The 15,326-nt window shown below is 68.4% G+C and carries 14 protein-coding genes; 1 reads left to right on the forward strand and 13 read right to left on the reverse strand.

Going from position 1 to position 15,326, the window contains the following annotated elements; genetic code table 11:
* Positions 1-10 precede the first annotated feature (10 nt).
* The 9 genes from QT386_RS13850 to QT386_RS13890 form a co-directional block, all read right to left on the reverse strand.
* The gene (locus QT386_RS13850) at positions 11-865 is read right to left on the reverse strand and encodes an alpha/beta fold hydrolase (protein ID WP_289274369.1); all 855 of its coding nucleotides are present in this window, start codon (positions 863-865) and stop codon (positions 11-13) included.
* 133 nt (positions 866-998) lie between these two features.
* A complete protein-coding gene (locus QT386_RS13855; protein WP_289274370.1) occupies positions 999-2,894 on the reverse strand; it encodes a propionyl-CoA synthetase in 1,896 nt (631 codons plus the stop codon).
* Between the two features lie 59 nt (positions 2,895-2,953).
* Positions 2,954-3,964 carry an alpha/beta hydrolase gene (locus QT386_RS13860; RefSeq protein ID WP_289274371.1) on the reverse strand — a complete coding sequence of 337 codons (1,011 nt, stop codon included), beginning with the start codon at positions 3,962-3,964 and terminating at the stop codon, positions 2,954-2,956.
* A gap of 37 nt (positions 3,965-4,001) precedes the next feature.
* Positions 4,002-5,609 carry a carboxyl transferase domain-containing protein gene (locus tag QT386_RS13865; protein ID WP_289274372.1) on the reverse strand — a complete coding sequence of 536 codons (1,608 nt, stop codon included), beginning with the start codon at positions 5,607-5,609 and terminating at the stop codon, positions 4,002-4,004.
* On the reverse strand, positions 5,606-6,103 hold the full coding sequence (locus QT386_RS13870; protein WP_289274373.1) for an acetyl-CoA carboxylase biotin carboxyl carrier protein subunit: 498 nt from the start codon (positions 6,101-6,103) through the stop codon (positions 5,606-5,608). The genes QT386_RS13865 and QT386_RS13870 overlap by 4 nt, the downstream gene beginning before the upstream one ends.
* The gene (locus QT386_RS13875) at positions 6,103-7,608 is read right to left on the reverse strand and encodes an acetyl/propionyl/methylcrotonyl-CoA carboxylase subunit alpha (RefSeq protein WP_289274374.1); all 1,506 of its coding nucleotides are present in this window, start codon (positions 7,606-7,608) and stop codon (positions 6,103-6,105) included. The genes QT386_RS13870 and QT386_RS13875 overlap by 1 nt, the downstream gene beginning before the upstream one ends.
* A gap of 4 nt (positions 7,609-7,612) precedes the next feature.
* Positions 7,613-8,311, reverse strand: coding sequence for a TetR/AcrR family transcriptional regulator (locus QT386_RS13880; protein ID WP_289274375.1), 699 nt, complete (start codon positions 8,309-8,311; stop codon positions 7,613-7,615).
* 126 nt (positions 8,312-8,437) lie between these two features.
* On the reverse strand, positions 8,438-10,195 hold the full coding sequence (locus QT386_RS13885; RefSeq protein ID WP_289274376.1) for an acyclic terpene utilization AtuA family protein: 1,758 nt from the start codon (positions 10,193-10,195) through the stop codon (positions 8,438-8,440).
* Positions 10,196-10,269: 74 nt separating this feature from the next.
* Positions 10,270-11,052 (reverse strand): enoyl-CoA hydratase-related protein, encoded by a 783-nt coding sequence (locus QT386_RS13890; RefSeq protein ID WP_289274377.1) that lies wholly within the window; start codon positions 11,050-11,052, stop codon positions 10,270-10,272.
* A gap of 200 nt (positions 11,053-11,252) precedes the next feature.
* Between QT386_RS13890 and QT386_RS13895 the strand changes: the two genes are divergently transcribed.
* Positions 11,253-11,573 (forward strand): excalibur calcium-binding domain-containing protein, encoded by a 321-nt coding sequence (locus QT386_RS13895; protein WP_289274378.1) that lies wholly within the window; start codon positions 11,253-11,255, stop codon positions 11,571-11,573.
* On the opposite strand, the gene QT386_RS13900 is transcribed toward QT386_RS13895, so the two are convergent.
* The 4 genes from QT386_RS13900 to QT386_RS13915 all read right to left on the reverse strand — a co-directional run bounded on the left by QT386_RS13900 (position 11,570) and on the right by QT386_RS13915 (position 15,152).
* Positions 11,570-12,799, reverse strand: a complete 1,230-nt coding sequence (locus tag QT386_RS13900) for an MFS transporter (RefSeq protein ID WP_289274379.1) — start codon at positions 12,797-12,799, stop codon at positions 11,570-11,572. The genes QT386_RS13895 and QT386_RS13900 overlap by 4 nt on opposite strands.
* A 62-nt stretch (positions 12,800-12,861) precedes the next feature.
* Positions 12,862-13,089, reverse strand: coding sequence for a hypothetical protein (locus QT386_RS13905; protein ID WP_289274380.1), 228 nt, complete (start codon positions 13,087-13,089; stop codon positions 12,862-12,864).
* Between the two features lie 57 nt (positions 13,090-13,146).
* Positions 13,147-14,103: a zinc-binding alcohol dehydrogenase family protein gene (locus QT386_RS23450; protein WP_289274381.1), complete on the reverse strand. Its 957-nt coding sequence runs from the start codon at positions 14,101-14,103 to the stop codon at positions 13,147-13,149.
* Between the two features lie 53 nt (positions 14,104-14,156).
* Positions 14,157-15,152, reverse strand: a complete 996-nt coding sequence (locus tag QT386_RS13915) for an alpha/beta hydrolase family protein (protein ID WP_289274382.1) — start codon at positions 15,150-15,152, stop codon at positions 14,157-14,159.
* Between the last annotated feature and the right edge of the window lie 174 nt (positions 15,153-15,326).

Genomic DNA, 15,326 nt, shown 5'->3' on the forward strand with positions numbered 1-15,326 from the left:
TCTTCTTCGTCTATCGCGGGATATGCCGCGCCAGGAAGTCCACCACGGCATCGTTGAAGGCGTCGTTGCGGTCGCCGGCCACCATGTGCCCCGCGCCGGCGATGTCCGCGATCTCGGCCTGCGGGATCAGCTCCTGCAGGCGCCGTGCGCCCTGGGCGCTGACCACGTCGCTCTGGCTGCCGCGCACCAGCAGCGTCGGCACCTTCACCTGGCGCGCGGCGCCGCTCATGCGTGCCTCGTAGGCATCCAGGTAGGCCACATGCTCCTCCTTGCTCACCGCGATGATGCGCGGGTCCCAGTGCCAGTAGAGCCGGCCGTCGTCGCCGCGGCGCAGGTTCTTCATCAGGCCCGAGGCATCCTTGGGACGCGGGCGGCTGGGGTTGTAGGCGGCGACCGCATCGGCGGCTTCCTCCAGGTTGGCGAAGCCGCCCGGATTGGCCGTCATGAAGCGGCGGATCGCTTCCACACCCTTGCGCTCGATGGTGGGGGCCACGTCCACCAGCACCAGCGCGCTGGCGGTGGGTGAGTTGCTCTCGCCGATGGCGGTGAGCGAGGTGATGCCGCCCATGGAAGCTCCGACCAGGGCCGGCGGCGCCCGCAGCGTGGCGATCACTGCCTTGAGGTCTGCCACCATGGCGTCGGTGGAGTAGTCGCCGTCCTCGGCCCAGCCGCTGCCGCCATGGCCGCGGGCGTCGTAGGAGATGGCGCGGTAGCCCTCCGCCACGAGCCGCTTGAATGCCTTGGACCAGGCGTGGCGGGTCTGCCCGCCGCCGTGTAGCAGCACGACGGCAGGCTGGTCCGGGTTGCCGCCGACATCGGCGGCCAGGGGCAGGCCGTTACGGCCAGCGAGGGTGGTCGTGGTCATGTCCGCAGTTTAGCGCCGCCAAAGCGGAGAATGCGGGTTTCCCCGGCGGGTGCTCCTGTAGGAGCCAGCTTGCTGGCGACTCCCAGGCACGAAGTCGCCAGCGAGCTGGCTTCTACAGCAAAAAACTTGAAACTCAGGCTGCCGGATAACCCAGCCCCTTCAGCGCCACGCCCACCTCGTCGAGGATCTTCGGATCGTCGATGGTGGCCGGCGCGGTGTAGGGCTTGCCGTCGGCGATCGAGCGCATCGTGGCGCGCAGCACCTTGCCGGAGCGGGTCTTGGGCAGGCGCGCCACCACCGCCGCCTGCTTGAAGCAGGCCACGGCGCCGATCTGCGAGCGGACGCGCTCCACCAGTTCGCGCAGCAGTTCGTCCTGCGGGCGGTCCACGCCGGTCTTCAGCACCACCAGTCCCACCGGCAACTGGCCCTTGAGCGTGTCGGCGGCGCCGATCACGGCGCACTCGGCCACGTCCGGATGCCCGGCCAGCACTTCCTCCATCGCGCCCGTGGACAGGCGGTGGCCGGCCACGTTGATGATGTCGTCGATGCGGGACATGATCCAGCCGTAGCCGTCGCCGTCGATGTAGCCGGCGTCGCCGGTGAGGTACCAGCCCGGGTAACGGGTGAGGTAATTGTCGCGGTAGCCCTGCTCGTTGTTCCACATGGTGGACAGCGTGCCCGGCGGCAGCGGCAGCTTCAGCACCAGGTTGCCGATCTCGTCCGCGCCCAGGCGCTTGCCGTCGGCGTCCAGCGCGCAGAGCTCGAAGCCCGGCACCGGCACGGTGGAGGAGCCCGGCTTCACCGGCATCGGCTCCAGGCCCTGGCAGTTGGCGATGGCCGGCCAGCCCAGCTCGGTCTGCCACCAGTGATCCACCACCGGCACCTGCAGCATCTGCTGCGCCCACTGGATTGTGTCCGGGTCGGAGCGTTCGCCGGCCAGGAACAGGGTACGCAGGCAGGAGAGGTCGTATTTCTGCAGCAGCGTGCCCTTGGGGTCTTCCTTCTTGATCGCGCGGAAGGCGGTAGGGGCGGTGAAGAAGGTGCTGACGCGGTGCTGCGCGATCACGCGCCAGAAGGCACCGGCGTCGGGCGTGCCCACCGGCTTGCCCTCGTAGAGGATCGTGGTGCAGCCCTGCAGCAGCGGTGCGTAGACGATGTAGGAATGCCCCACCACCCAGCCCACGTCCGAGGCCGCCCAGAACACTTCGCCGGGCTTGACGTCGTAGACAGCCTCCATGGAATAGCGCATCGCCACGGCGTGGCCGCCATGGTCGCGTACCACCCCCTTGGGCTTGCCGGTGGTGCCCGAGGTATAGAGCACGTACAGCGGATCGGTGGCCGCCACCGGCACGCAGTCGGCTGGATGGGCCGCCGCGACGGCCTCGTTCCAGTCCAGGTCGCGCGGTGCCTGCAGCTTGGCCACGGCCTGTGGGCGTTGCAGTATCAGGCAATGGGCGGGCTTGTGCGTGGCCAGGTCCAGTGCCTGGTCCAGCAACGGCTTGTACTCGATGATGCGTCCGGCCTCGACACCGCAGCTGGCGGACACCACCAGGACGGGCTTGGCATCGTCGATGCGCTTGGCCAGTTCCGGCGCGGCAAAGCCGCCGAAAACCACGGAGTGGATCGCCCCGATGCGTGCGCAGGCCAGCATGGCCACGGCGGCCTCAGGCACCATCGGCATGTAGATCACCACGCGGTCGCCCTGCTTGACGCCCTGCGCAAGCAGCGCGCCGGCAAAGCGGGCCACGGTGTCGCGCAATTCGCGATAACTGAAGCTACGTACCACGCCGGTCACCGGGCTGTCGTAGATCAGCGCGGCCTGGTCGGCGCGGCCGTTCTCCACGTGGCGGTCCAGCGCGTTGTAGCAGGTGTTGAACAAGCCGCCGGCAAACCAGCGGTAGAGCGGCGCCTTGCTGTCGTCCAGTACCTGCTCCCAGGGCTGGTGCCAGTGCAGCTTCTCCGCTTGCTCGGCCCAGAAGGCTTCGGGCTCGGACAGCGAACGGCGGTATTCGGTCTGGTAGCGGCTCATGTCGTTCTCCTCCTTCAACAAGAACCCCTCTCCCGCGAGCGGGAGAGGAAACAGATGGATCAGTGGCCGGCGAGCTTCGCCTGGATGTACGCGACCATCTCCTGGCGCACGATCCGCACCTCCGGGAACAGCGATGCGAACAGCGGGAAGGCGTGCGGCAGCTTCGGCCAGATCTCGCACTTCACGTCGACCCCCGCGGCCTTGGCGCGGCGCGCCATCAGCACGGTGTCGTCGGTCAGCACCTCATTGTTGGTGGCCAGCATCAGCATCGGCGGGAAGCCGGTGCAGTCGGCATACAGCGGCGACAGCTCGGGGTCGGACGCGTCCCAGTCGCCGGCGAACATCTCGTCCACGCGCTGCAGCGCGGCGATCGGCAGGATCGGGTCGGCATGGCGCTTCCAGGTGCGCGACGGCGGCGAGTGGATGCGGCCCAGTTCCGTGGCGGGCGACACCGGGATGACGCAGAGCGGCATCGGCCAGCCGTGCTTGCGGATGCGCTGCAGCAGGCCCAGCAGCAGGTGCCCGCCGGCGGAATCGCCGCCCACGATGATGCGGGACGGCGCATGCCCTAGGTCCAGCAGCGCGCGATAGGCGCGCTCGCAGTCGTCCAGCGCGGCGGGGAAGCGGTTGCGCGGAGCCAGGCGGTAGTCGGGCAGGTAGCCCGCGCCGCCGATCTTCGATGCCAGGTGCGCCACCATCTCCAGGTGCGCCGAGGGCGCCGCCGGCAGGATGAAGGCGCCGCCGTGCAGCCACAGGATCACCGGCTTGCCGGTGTCCGCCAGGTCGCCGAACACATGCCCCGGAACCTGGCCGACGATGCTGTATTCCAGCGTCAGGCCATGGTTGTTGGGGCACTTCATGTGCGACGTCAGCAACTGCATCTTCGCGATCTTCTCGTCCGAGCCGCGGATCAGGCGGCCCAGCCAGGGGCGCAGGAAGCGCTTGAGCATCCAGACGATGACGCGGCTGCGCAGGCTGATCGGTATGGGCCGATAGACCACGCAGCTCTCGACGGAGGCCGGCAGCAGGGGCTGGCGGGAGGCAGGGACGGCGGCGTTCGGGGCGTTCATGGATTGGGTCTGTCGACGCGAGGAGCAGTCCCCAAGCTTACATGCGGAACACGCCGTAGCGGGGATCGCCGATCGGGGTGTTCAGCGCCGCCGACAGCGAGATGCCCAGGGCATTGCGCGTGTCCGCCGGGTCGATGATGCCGTCGTCCCAGATTTCCGAGGTGGACCAGTAGGCGCTCTGCTTGCGCTTGAACTCGCCCAGCACCGGATCGCGGATGGCGTCGATTTCCTCCTGGGACAACTTCTTGCCGGTGCGGGCAAGCTGGCGGATCTTCACGTCGGCCAGGGTGTTGGCGGCCTGCTCGGCACCCATCACCGAGATCTGCGACTGCGGCCAGCTGAAGGTGAAGCGGCTGTCGAAGGCGCGGCCGCTCATGCCGTAGTTGCCAGCACCGAAGGAGCCATGGCACATAACGGTGAACTTGGGCACCTCGCAGTTGGATACCGCCATGATCATCTTGGCGCCGTCCTTGGTGATGCCGCGGCGCTCGTATTCCTTGCCCACCATGAAGCCGGTGATGTTCTGCAGGAAGACGATCGGCGTGCGGGCCTGGTTGCACAACTCGATGAAGTGCGCGCCCTTGAGCGAGCTGTCGTTGAACAGCACGCCGTTGTTGGCCAGGATGCCGACCTTATAGCCCCAGATATGGGCGTAGCCGCAGATCAGGGTCTTGCCGTAGTTGGGCTGGTATTCATGGAAGCGCGAGCCGTCGACGATGCGCGCGATGATCTCGTGCATGTCGAAGCCCTGCTTGATGTCCTGCGGCAACACGCCGTAGAGCTCGCTCGGGTCGTAATACGGCTCTTCGGGGGGCTGCCACTCGGTGTGCGCCTTCTGCGGCCGCTTGAACTGCGCCACGATGTCACGTGCGATGGCGATGGCCTCCTCTTCCGAGGAAGCCGGGTAGTCGGCAGTGCCGGAGACGCTGGTGTGCATGTCGCAACCGCCGAGATCGTCGACGCTGACCTCTTCGCCTGTCGCGGCCTTCACCAGCGGCGGGCCGGCGAGGAAGATCGCGCCGGTGCCGCGCACGATCACGTTGTAGTCCGACAGGCCGGGCACGTAGGCGCCGCCGGCGGTGCAGTGGCCCAGCACCACCGACACCTGCTGGATGCCCATCTTGGAGAGCATGCACTGATTGCGGAAGATGCGGCCCGCCATGTACTTGTCGGCGAACAGGTCGGCCTGCAGAGGCAGGAAGCCGCCTGCGGAATCGCAGAGATGCACCACCGGCAGGCGGTTCTCGATGGCGATGTCCAGCGCGCGGACGGTCTTCTTGACCGTCAACGGATACCAGGCGCCGCCCTTGACCGAGGCGTCGCCCGCGTTGATGACGACCTCGCGGCCCGACACGATGCCGATGCCGGTGACGCAGGCCGCGCCCGGTACTTCGCCGTCATAGGCCTCGTTGGCTGCCAGCGAGGAGAACTCCAGGAACGGCGTGCCCGGATCGAGCAGCAGCTTGATGCGCTCGCGCACCAGCAGCTTGTTCTGCTGGCGCAGGCGGTCGATGTCGCGCTGCGGACGGTCATGGCGCACCGCGCGCTGCTTTTCCTTGAACTCCTCAGCCAGCTTGCGGTTGTGCGCGGCGTTGGCCTGGAAGCCCGCGGAGGCCGTGTTCAGCTTCGATTCGATTCTTTTCACTTGTTCGGCTCCAGGCTCAGCAGCAGGGCATCGCGATCGAAGGTCTGGCCCTTCTCGTAGGTGACCGCGGCCACCGTGCCGTCGCGCGGCGCGGCGATCGTGGTCTCCATCTTCATGCTCTCCATCACCAGCAGGGTCTGGCCCTTGGTCACGGTATCGCCGGCCTTGACCTGCACGGCGACGATGCTGCCCGGCATCGGTGCGCGGATGTTGTCCTCGGCGCTGCCACCAGCCTGCGCGGCCAGGCGGTCCAGCGGGTGCTGGTAGCGCAACTGGTAAGCCTCGCCGTCCAGGTGCACGAAGACGTCGTCGCCGCGGGTGGCGATCACCACCTCGAGGTGGCGCCCGCCCAGCGTCAGCCAGGCGCGGCCGTCGGCGCCGGTCCTGAGGTCCACGTCCACCACCTGCTCGCCCAGGTGCAGGCGGTAGGCGCTGGCCGAGCGCGAGAGTTCCAGGTTGTGCTCGTTGTCGCCGAGCTTGAATGCGTGGTGCATTAGTTTCTCCAGCCGCCCATGGCAGCGTGCATGTCGGGCACGGCGTCGGCGACGTCGCGCATCGGCCGCGTGCTCAGCGCCGCGGCGCCCAGCAGGGCCTGCAGCGTCTCCGCCGGCATCTCCGGCTCCGCCGCGATCTGCGGGTTGGCATCCAGGAAGCCGGTGTGCACGTCGCCGGCAATGAAGGCCGGGTGCTGCAGCAGGCGACGCAGGAAGGCGGTGTTGGTCTTGCAGCCCAGCAGCACAGTCTCGCGCAGCGCCTTGTCGGCGCGGGCGATGGCGTCGTTGCGGTCGTTGCCGCGGATGATCAGCTTGGCGATCATCGGATCGAAGGCGGAGGTGACCTCACCGCCCTGCAGCACGCCGCTGTCCCAGCGCACGCCTTCGCCCTGCGGCGGGTGCAGCACCAGGATCGGGCCGGTGGTCGGCGTGTAGCCTCGGGCGGCATCCTCGGCGTAGATGCGGAATTCGATGGAGTGACCGGAGGACTTCACGTCGGCCTGGCCGTAGCCCAGCTTCTCGCCGGCGGCCACGCGCAGCTGCTGCAGCACCAGGTCGATCCCGGTGATCTCCTCGGTGACCGGATGCTCCACCTGCAGGCGGGTGTTCATCTCCAGGAAGTAGAACTCGCCACCCTGGCCGAAGATGAACTCCACGGTGCCGGCATTGCGGTAGTTCAGCGAGCGGGCGATGCCGGCCGCGGTCTCGCAAATCTTCTCGCGCAGCGCGGGATCCAGGGCCGGGGAGGGGGTTTCTTCCACGATCTTCTGGAAGCGGCGCTGCACCGAGCATTCGCGCTCGAATACGTGCACCACGCTGCCCTGGCCGTCACCCAGCACCTGCACCTCGATGTGGCGCGGGTTCTCGATGTAGCGCTCGCAGTACAGGCGGCCGTCGCCGAAGTAGCGCTGGCCTTCCGAGCGGCCGCGCTCGATCTCCTGCTCCAGGATCGCCAGGTCACGCACGATGCGCATGCCCTTGCCGCCGCCGCCGGCGCTGGGCTTGATCAGCAGCGGCGCGCCGACCTTGCGCGAGCGCTCGACGAAGGTCTTGGGGTCGTCATCCTCGATGGCGCTCGGGGCAACCGGGAAGCCGGCCTTCTCGACGAAGTTGCGCGCACGCACCTTGTCACCCATCAGGTCGATCTGCTCCGGCGTGGGGCCGATGAAGCGGATGCCTGCGGCTTCCACGGCGGCGCAGAAGCCCTTGTTCTCGGACAGGAAGCCATAGCCCGGATGGATCGCACCGGCACCGCTGGCCTTGGCCGCCGCGATGATCTGCGCGCCGTCGAGGTAGCTGGCCACCGGCGTCGAGCCAGTGATCTCGATGGCCTGGTCCGCCATCTTCACCGCCGCGGTGCCGCGGTCGGCGGCGTGGTAGACGACGATGCCCTTGAGGCCGAGCTTCTGCACGGTGCGCAGCACGCGCACGGCGATCTCGCCGCGGTTGGCGACGAGCACGGACTGGAAGGGCCACTTCGAGGTGTCGGGTAGCGTTTGGGTCATGGGTTCACTTCTTCGGTAATGCTTCTTCGATGCGGCTGGCGATCTGCGACAGCCTTTCCATTTCCTGCTTGAGTCCGCCGCCCTGCGCCGGGGCGCTGATGCCCTCGCAGAGCACGGCGGTGAGCTGCTCGGCCAGGGCGTCGATATCCAGCCCGCCGCGGCCACAGATGTAGTTCCAGGTGCCGTGTTCGATGCCGCCGTAGACCAGGTCGCGCAGCAGCGTGGCCGGCAGGTCGCCGCGGAACTCGCCGCTGCGCATGCCGCCCTCGACCACGTCCAGCAGCAGCTGCGTGTAGCGCCGGTTCAGGTCGTGCAGCTCGGAGCCGTGGTAGTCCTGCTCCGAGCGCACCTCGCGGAACATCAGGCGGCAGAGCAGGGGGTAGTCGCGGATCGAGCGCAGGTGGCGCCAGACCAGCAGGCGCAGGCGGCCGCGTGCGTCGCTGACGCCGGCGAGGTCGCGGGCGTAGTCGCCGAACATCTCCTCGTACCAGTGCTCCAGCACCTTGAGCAGCAGCTCGCGCTTGCTGGCGAAGTACTTGTAGATGGTGCCTTCGACCACGCCCATGCGGGCCGCGATCTCGGCCACCGCCGCCGCCTCGTAGCCCTTCCCGCAGAAGACGTCGCGCGCCGCCTGCAGGATCTCGTCCACGCGCTGTTCGCGCGCGAGGCGTACCACGGGCTTCCTGGCAGCGGCGCGAGTCATGCTAGGCCTTGGTGCCAGCCCATTCACCCTTCGACAGGCTCAGGGCGAACGGACTGAGAGGGCCGTCCGTTCGGGCTGAGCTTGTCGAAGCCCCGCGCGTAGCGCGTACGAGGTTCATCATGTTCATCAGACGGCGAGGTCCGCCGGCACGTCGATCTCGATGTCCATCAGCACCTGCGCCAGCATCTTGCCCTGCGGGTCATAACGCAGGCTGGCCATGCCGCCGCCGCCGAGGGCGCTGTGCATCAGGAAGTTGAAGCCGTTGAGGCCCGGTATGTCGAAGCGCTCGACCTTGCCCTGGACGAAGTGGGCGAAGTACTGCTTCACCGCGTCGGCGGTGAGCTGCTTCGCCAGCCAGGGCAGGTACTCGGGTTTGCGCGCCAGGATGCCGATGTTGGCGGCGTCGCCCTTGTCGCCGGAGCGGCCCCAGGCCAGCTTGATCAGCGGTACCTTCTTGGTCGGCCCGGAGGGCGCGGCGCCCGGATTCGGGCTGGCTGGCTGGCCGGTGGCTTCGCCGTAGCTCACCGCCGGGGCGATGAAGGGCTTGCCGTCCACCTCGATCGGCAACTGCTCCTTGGGCACCAGGCAGGAGAACAGGCGCACCAGCGGCGTCGGCGAGGGGCGCCCGCCGGAGAAGCCGGTGATGCCCTGCACCATGGACGTGGCCGGGGGGATGAACTCGCGGCCGAAGACGTCCAGCGCCTTGCTGTCGGCATGCTGCACGGCGAGCTTCATGATCACTTCGCGCGCATCGCGGCGGCGGCTGTTGGCGCCCCAGTTGGCCTCGGCGCCCAGGATCTCCACGTCGGTGCGGGTGTAGTCGGCCATGCCGCGCTTGGCCATCAGGGCGCGCGTGCGCTTGAGGATCGCCGCGGCCACGGCCTCTGCCTTGCGCACCGCATCCACGCCGCCGATCATCATCGTGCCGGTCGTGCGGAATCCGTCCTGGTAGGTGGCGGAGACCTTGTAGCTGGCGGTGGGCGCTCTGCCCTTGGCGCCGCTCACTTCCACGCGGTTCTCGCCGACCTGGGTCAGCTTGATGTGGCGCCAGTCGCAGTTCACGTCCGGCAGCAGGTAGGCGGAAGGATCGCCGATCTCGTAGACGATCTGCTCGCCGACGGTCTCCGGCACCACGCGGCCGCCGGTGTTGGCCGGCTTGGTGGCGATGAAGGAGCCGTCCGGCTTGCAGATGGCGATGGGGAAGCCCATGCGATCCCAGTCCTCGGAGACCTTCTCCCAATCAGTGCTGACGCCGCCGGTAGCCTGCGCGCCGCACTCCACCACGTGGCCGGCGAGGCTGCCGCCGGAGAGCTTGTCGAATTCATCCGCCTTCCACTGGAACTCGTGGATCAGCGCGCCCAGCACCTCGGCGCTGTCGACGCAGCGGCCGGTCAGCACGATATCGGCGCCGCCATCCAGCGCCGCCGCGATGGGGAAGGCCCCCAGATAGGCGTTCATGCTCCACAGCTTCGGCGGCATGTCCGAGCCGTTGAACATCTCCTTGACCCCGGCGAACTCCGCCGCGCGCGGCAGCAGGTCGTCGCCGGTGACGATGGACACCTTCAGCTCGATGCCCTTTTCCTTGAGCTTCTCCTCGATCGCCGCCTTGCAGGCCTGCGGGTTGACGCCGCCGGCATTGGTGACGACGCGGATGCCCTTTTCCTTGAGCTTGGGCGCCAGCGAAGCGACCACGCCGGGGAAGTCCGTGGCATAGCCGGTGTTGGGATCCTTGGCGCGGGCGCGAGCCAGCAGGCTCATGGTGATCTCGGCCAGGTAGTCGAGCACCAGGTAGTCGATCTCGCCGGACTCGACCAGCTGCTTGGGGCCTTCCGCGGAATCACCCCAGAAACCGGCGCCGCAACCGATGCGTACTTCGCTTTTCATTCTTCTGCTCCACCACCAACCCGTTCACCCCGAGTGCCGCGTAGCGGTGTATCGAGGGGCGTACCACGCGCGAATCAGTTACCCGTGAAGTTCGCCGGCCGCTTCTCCTGGAAGGCCGCCATGCCTTCCTTGGCGTCCTCGGTGCTGGACATCACCGGCACCATCGCCTGGGCGAATTCCAGGGACTCGCGCAGGCTCATGTCGCGCATCGCGTTGTAGGCCTGCTTGCCCAGGCGGATGGCCGTGGGCGATTTGTCGGTGACGCGGGCCAGCAGCCAGTCCAGCTTGGCGTCGAGTTCGGCGCGGGGCACCACGTAGTTCACCACGCCCCAGTCCAGCGCATCCTGCGCCGTGAACTGCTCGCCGGTGATGCACATCTCCTGCAGCTTGCGTGGCGGCAGCACGCGCAGCATGTAGGGCAGGATCATCATCGGCGTGACGCCGATCTTGGACTCCGTGGTGCCGATGCGGATGTCGTCGGCGGCAATCGCCATGTCGCAGGCGCAGAGGATGCCGAAGCCGCCGGCCATCACATGGCCGTTGACGCGGGCGATCACCGGCAGGGTGCATTCCTGCAGGCGCTTGAACAGGTCCACGATATAGTGCCTGGGCCGCGCGAAATCCACCGCGAAGGCAAAGCCCTTGGCGTTCTTGGCCAGGTCCGCGCCGGCGCAGAAGGCCTTGTCGCCCGCGCCGGTCAGCACGATCGCCTTCACCTCGCCGCCGGCCTGGGCCTCGGCGATGGCCTTGTCGATGCTGCGCACGACCTGCTCGTTGAGCGCGTTGCGGCGTTCCTCGCGGTTGATGGTGATCCACAGCACCGCGCCGCGGCGTTCGACAAGGACGGGTTCCGACATGCAATTCTCCTGGGGCTACGGTTCGGGATGAGTCCGCCTCAATCACCGGCAACCAAACTGCCGGCGAGGCCCACCCCGGGGCACATTCGCCAAGGTTAGGCAGGGCTTGGTGAGTCAGCCTCACCCATTTGTGCGAGGGGGCGGCATTGGCGGGGTTTTCCGCGTCCGGCATAGTCCCGGGACGCCGCTGCGGGGAGCTCATGCGCCTGATCATTGTTCTGCTGGTCGCCAGCCTGGCCTGCGGGACGGCCGCCGCCCACGGCGGTGGGCTGGATGCCAAGGGATGCCATACCGACCCCAAGACGGGGCGCTACCACTGCCATCGCTCCCAGCGCTCCGCCCTCTCGGCCAAGGAGCCGAAAGTCGAGGGCGATTGCCAAGCAAAATCCTACTGCAAGGAAATGAAATCCTGTGCAGAAGCAAAGCGTTACCTGAAGGAGTGCGGCCTGCGCAGGCTGGACAGCGACGGTGACGGTGTGCCCTGCGAAAGCCTCTGCAAGAAGCGGCGCGGGGGCCGCTAGGCGGCCACCGCCTGTTGCCGCGGCCGCTCCTCGCGGATCGGCAGGTTCGCCGCCGCAGCCAGCAGGGCGAAGGCCATGTCGGCGTACCACATCCAGTTGTAGTCGCCGAAGCGCGTGATGGTGACGCCGCCCAGCCAGGCGCCGAAGAAGCCGCCGATCTGGTGGGACAGCAGGGTCAGGCCGAACAGGGTGGCGAGGTAGCGCGTGCCGAACAGCTTGCCCACCAGCCCGGCCGTGGGCGGCACCGTGGCCAGCCAGGTGAAGCCCAGGGCGGCGGCGAAGACGTAGAAGGTCAGTGCCGTGCGCGGCGAGACCAGGTAGATCGCGATCATCAGCGCGCGGCTGGCGTAGATGGCGGCCAGCAGCCACTTCATGCGGTAGCGCTGGCCCAACGCGCCGGCCGTCAGGCTGCCGGCAATGTTGAACAAGCCGATCAGCGCCAGCGATACCGCCGAGACGCTGGCCGGCAGGCCGCAGAGTGCCACCTCGCCCGGCAGGTGGGTGACCAGGAAGGCGATGTGCAGGCCGCAGGTGAAGAAGCCCAGGTGCAGGCACCAGTAGCTGCGGTCGGCAAAGGCCGTGCGCACCGCCTGGCCCAGACCGGGGTCGGCCTCGGCCGGTACAGGGGGCGCGTCCGCAGGGGCGGGCGGCGCACGCAGATGGCGCGCCAGCGGCAGGGTCAGCAGGGCACTGGCGGCCAGCGTGAACATGGCGGCGGCCCAGCCGGCGAAGGCGATCACCGCCTGGGTGATCGGTGCGAACAGGAACTGGCCGAAGGAGCCGCCGGCATTGATGAAGCCCGCCGCGAAGGGCCGCCGCTCCGGCGGCAGCAGGCGCGAGGTGGCGCCGATCAGGATCGAGAAGCTGCCGGCGCCCGCACCGGCCGCCGACAGCAGGCCCAGCGTGAACAGCAGGCCCCACTGGCTGGGCAGGAAGGGCGCCAGCGCCAGGCCGCCGGCCAGCATCACGCCGCCGAGCCGCACCACGCCGACGGAACCGTGCCGGTCGGCATACATGCCGAACAGGGGCTGGGCCACGCCCCACATCAGCTGGCCCACCGCGAGCGCAAAGCTGATCGAGACGATCGACAGGCCGCTGCTGTCGTGGATCGGCATCACGAACAACCCCAGCGACTGCCGCACGCCCATGGTCAGCGTCAGGATCGTGGCGGCGACGATCATCAGCAGCCAGGCGGCGCGGCTTTCGCGGGCGGCGGTTTCGTTCATGGGGGCTATAGGTTAGGCGGGAAACGCTTGCCGGACGAAATCCGGCAGCGCTTGCGGTGGCTTCACTCCGCCGGCGGATCGCGCCACTCGCGCCCGGCCTCGGTGGCCGACCAGGCGGCCACGCCTTCGCGCTGGACCAGGCCGGCTTTCTCCAGCACCGCCATGGTTTCGGCGGTGCAGACCGGCTTGCCGTTGACCTCCACGCGGTTGCCGTAGGCGACGTAGGCCTTCCAGCCGCGGCTGAGCCAGATCATGACGGCGCGCTGGGGTTTGCTGAGCTTCTTGGCCATGGGGTCTCGGGTTGATTCAGGGTTTGGCCGGGGGCGGAATGCCGCCTGGCCGGACGGTCAGCAGGTGAACACGATGCGGTCGGCGGCTGCGCTGTTCCAGGCGCCCTCCACGTCGGCCAGCGGCACCGGCGTGGCGTCGATGCGCAAGCCCGCCGGCCCGGCTGCGCGCAGCAGCTTGCCGACGATCTGCACCAGGCCCTCGTTGGACACGCTGCCCAGGCCGCTGCCGCTCATCTCCAGGCCGGAGCTGCGCAGCACGCCGGCATTGATCGGCAGCGAGGCGCCTGCCATGGAGCCGATGTTGACGAAGCGCACGCGCCGCGCGGCTTCGCCGCTGCCGTGCCCGGCGTTGGCGTCGATGATCGCTGCCGCGGGCGGTCCCCAGAGATAGTCCAGTACCACGTCCACGCCCAGGCGGATCTGTTCGCGGAAGGCGGCGGTCAGTGATTCCTGCGTTTGCTCCAGGCAGACGAAGTCGGTGGCGCCCAGACTGCGCAGCTCCGCCTCGGTCTCCGGCTTGCGCGCGGTGGCGACGATGCGCGAGGCGCCCAGGTACTTGGCAATCTGGATCGCCAGCCGGCCCGAGGTGCCGGCGGCGCCATTGACCAGCACGGCCTCGCCGCGCTGGAAATGCGCGCGGGCTTCCAGTGCCGCCCAGGACGACATGCCGGGGTTGGCCATGGCGGCGGCGGTCACGTCGTCGATGTCGTCCGGCAGTGCCACGCACTGGCTGGCCTTGACCGCCACCTGTTGCGCCATCGCGCCGATCGGCGCGCGCGGAAAGGCGAAGTACACACGCTGGCCGTCCGGCAGCCGGCCCACGCCGTCGGCGCCCGGCACCAGCGGCAGGGTCTTGCCGGCGCTGTAGTGCTTGCCCGAGGCATGCGCGCGCACCAGCTGGCTCAGGGCGGCGGCGCGGGTGGAGACCAGCACCTCGCCGGCCTGCGGAACGGGCGCCGCGATGTCGCCATAGCGGGGTACGCGGTCGAAGGCATCGACGATGGCGGCTTTCACGGCGCGTCTCCAGGGGTGGGATGCACCATGGTAAGGCATCGTTCGCCGTCGCTTCAGCGGGCCGGCGCGATGACCTCCATCATCTGCGGCAGCGCCCATTCGAAGCCGTCGAGGAAGCAGGGCCAGTCGTGGTAGCCCGGGCCGTAGAACAGCGTGCGCGTATCCACGCCGGCGGCTTGCGTGGTCTGCGCCAGCGCCATGCTTTGCAGCAGCACCAGCGGCTCGATCACGTAGAACGGCGGCGAGGCCAGGCCGTTCGGGCCGCCCGGCAGGCCGTTGCCGCTGCTGATCAGGACACGCATGCCGGCCATGCCGGCGACGTTGGTGCCGGGGTCCTGCTCCTGCCAGCGGGCCCAGTTCGTCACCGGGTTACCCCAGATCGGGCCATTGGGCGTGCCGGCGATGGGATTGCCGAGGAAGCTGTAGAGCGCGCTGATGCGGTCCAGGTGCAGGAAGTCCACCGGCGAGGAGAAGGACGCCGCCGCCTTGAACATCCCCGGATACTTCGCCGAGTAGATCATGGAGCCGTAGCCGCCCATGGACGGGCCGGCGACCGCGCGATGCCCGTCGCCCAGCCCGCGCACACGCTGTTCGACGAAGGGCATCATCACGTCGAGATGATAGGTCTCCCATTGGAAGGAGCCGTCCTCCCAGTCGGAATACCAGCCGGCATGTCCGCCGCCGCCGTCGGGCATGACCCCGATCACCTCCAGGTCCCTGAGGTATTCCATGGCCTTGCCCAGGCGCGTCCAGGACGTGTAGTCGCCCGGCGCATCGTGCAGCAGGTAGAGCAGGGGATAGCGCTTGCCGGAGGTCGCGTAACCCTCGGGCAGGATCACGCGGACACGGTTGTCGGTGATGTTGACGCCCGCCGGCAGCGGCACCGCGAACTCGAAGCAGCGCGGCGCCGGGCAGGCGGTGTCGTCCACCGCATAGGCATCCCGCGGCAGGCCGCTCTCGTCCAAGGAAGTGCCGACGCCGTCACTGCTGCTGCAGGCCGCCAGCAACGCGGCAGCCACCAGGCCTGAGGCCCTGATTATGGTTTTCATGTGATCCCCTCTTGGCGGGGATCATAGGACCACGTGTGCTCCAGGAGACTGGTAAATTCAGACGCCCCCCATTGGTGGGGCCGGTAGAAATACCCGCATCCCCTTCCTGCTTCTCCAATTGAGCCGGATTTGGCTTGCTGCAGGGCACGCAGCCTCTAGAATTAGGAGATCGAA

This window comes from Solimonas sp. SE-A11, assembly GCF_030345715.1.
Lineage (GTDB): Bacteria > Pseudomonadota > Gammaproteobacteria > Nevskiales > Nevskiaceae > Solimonas_A.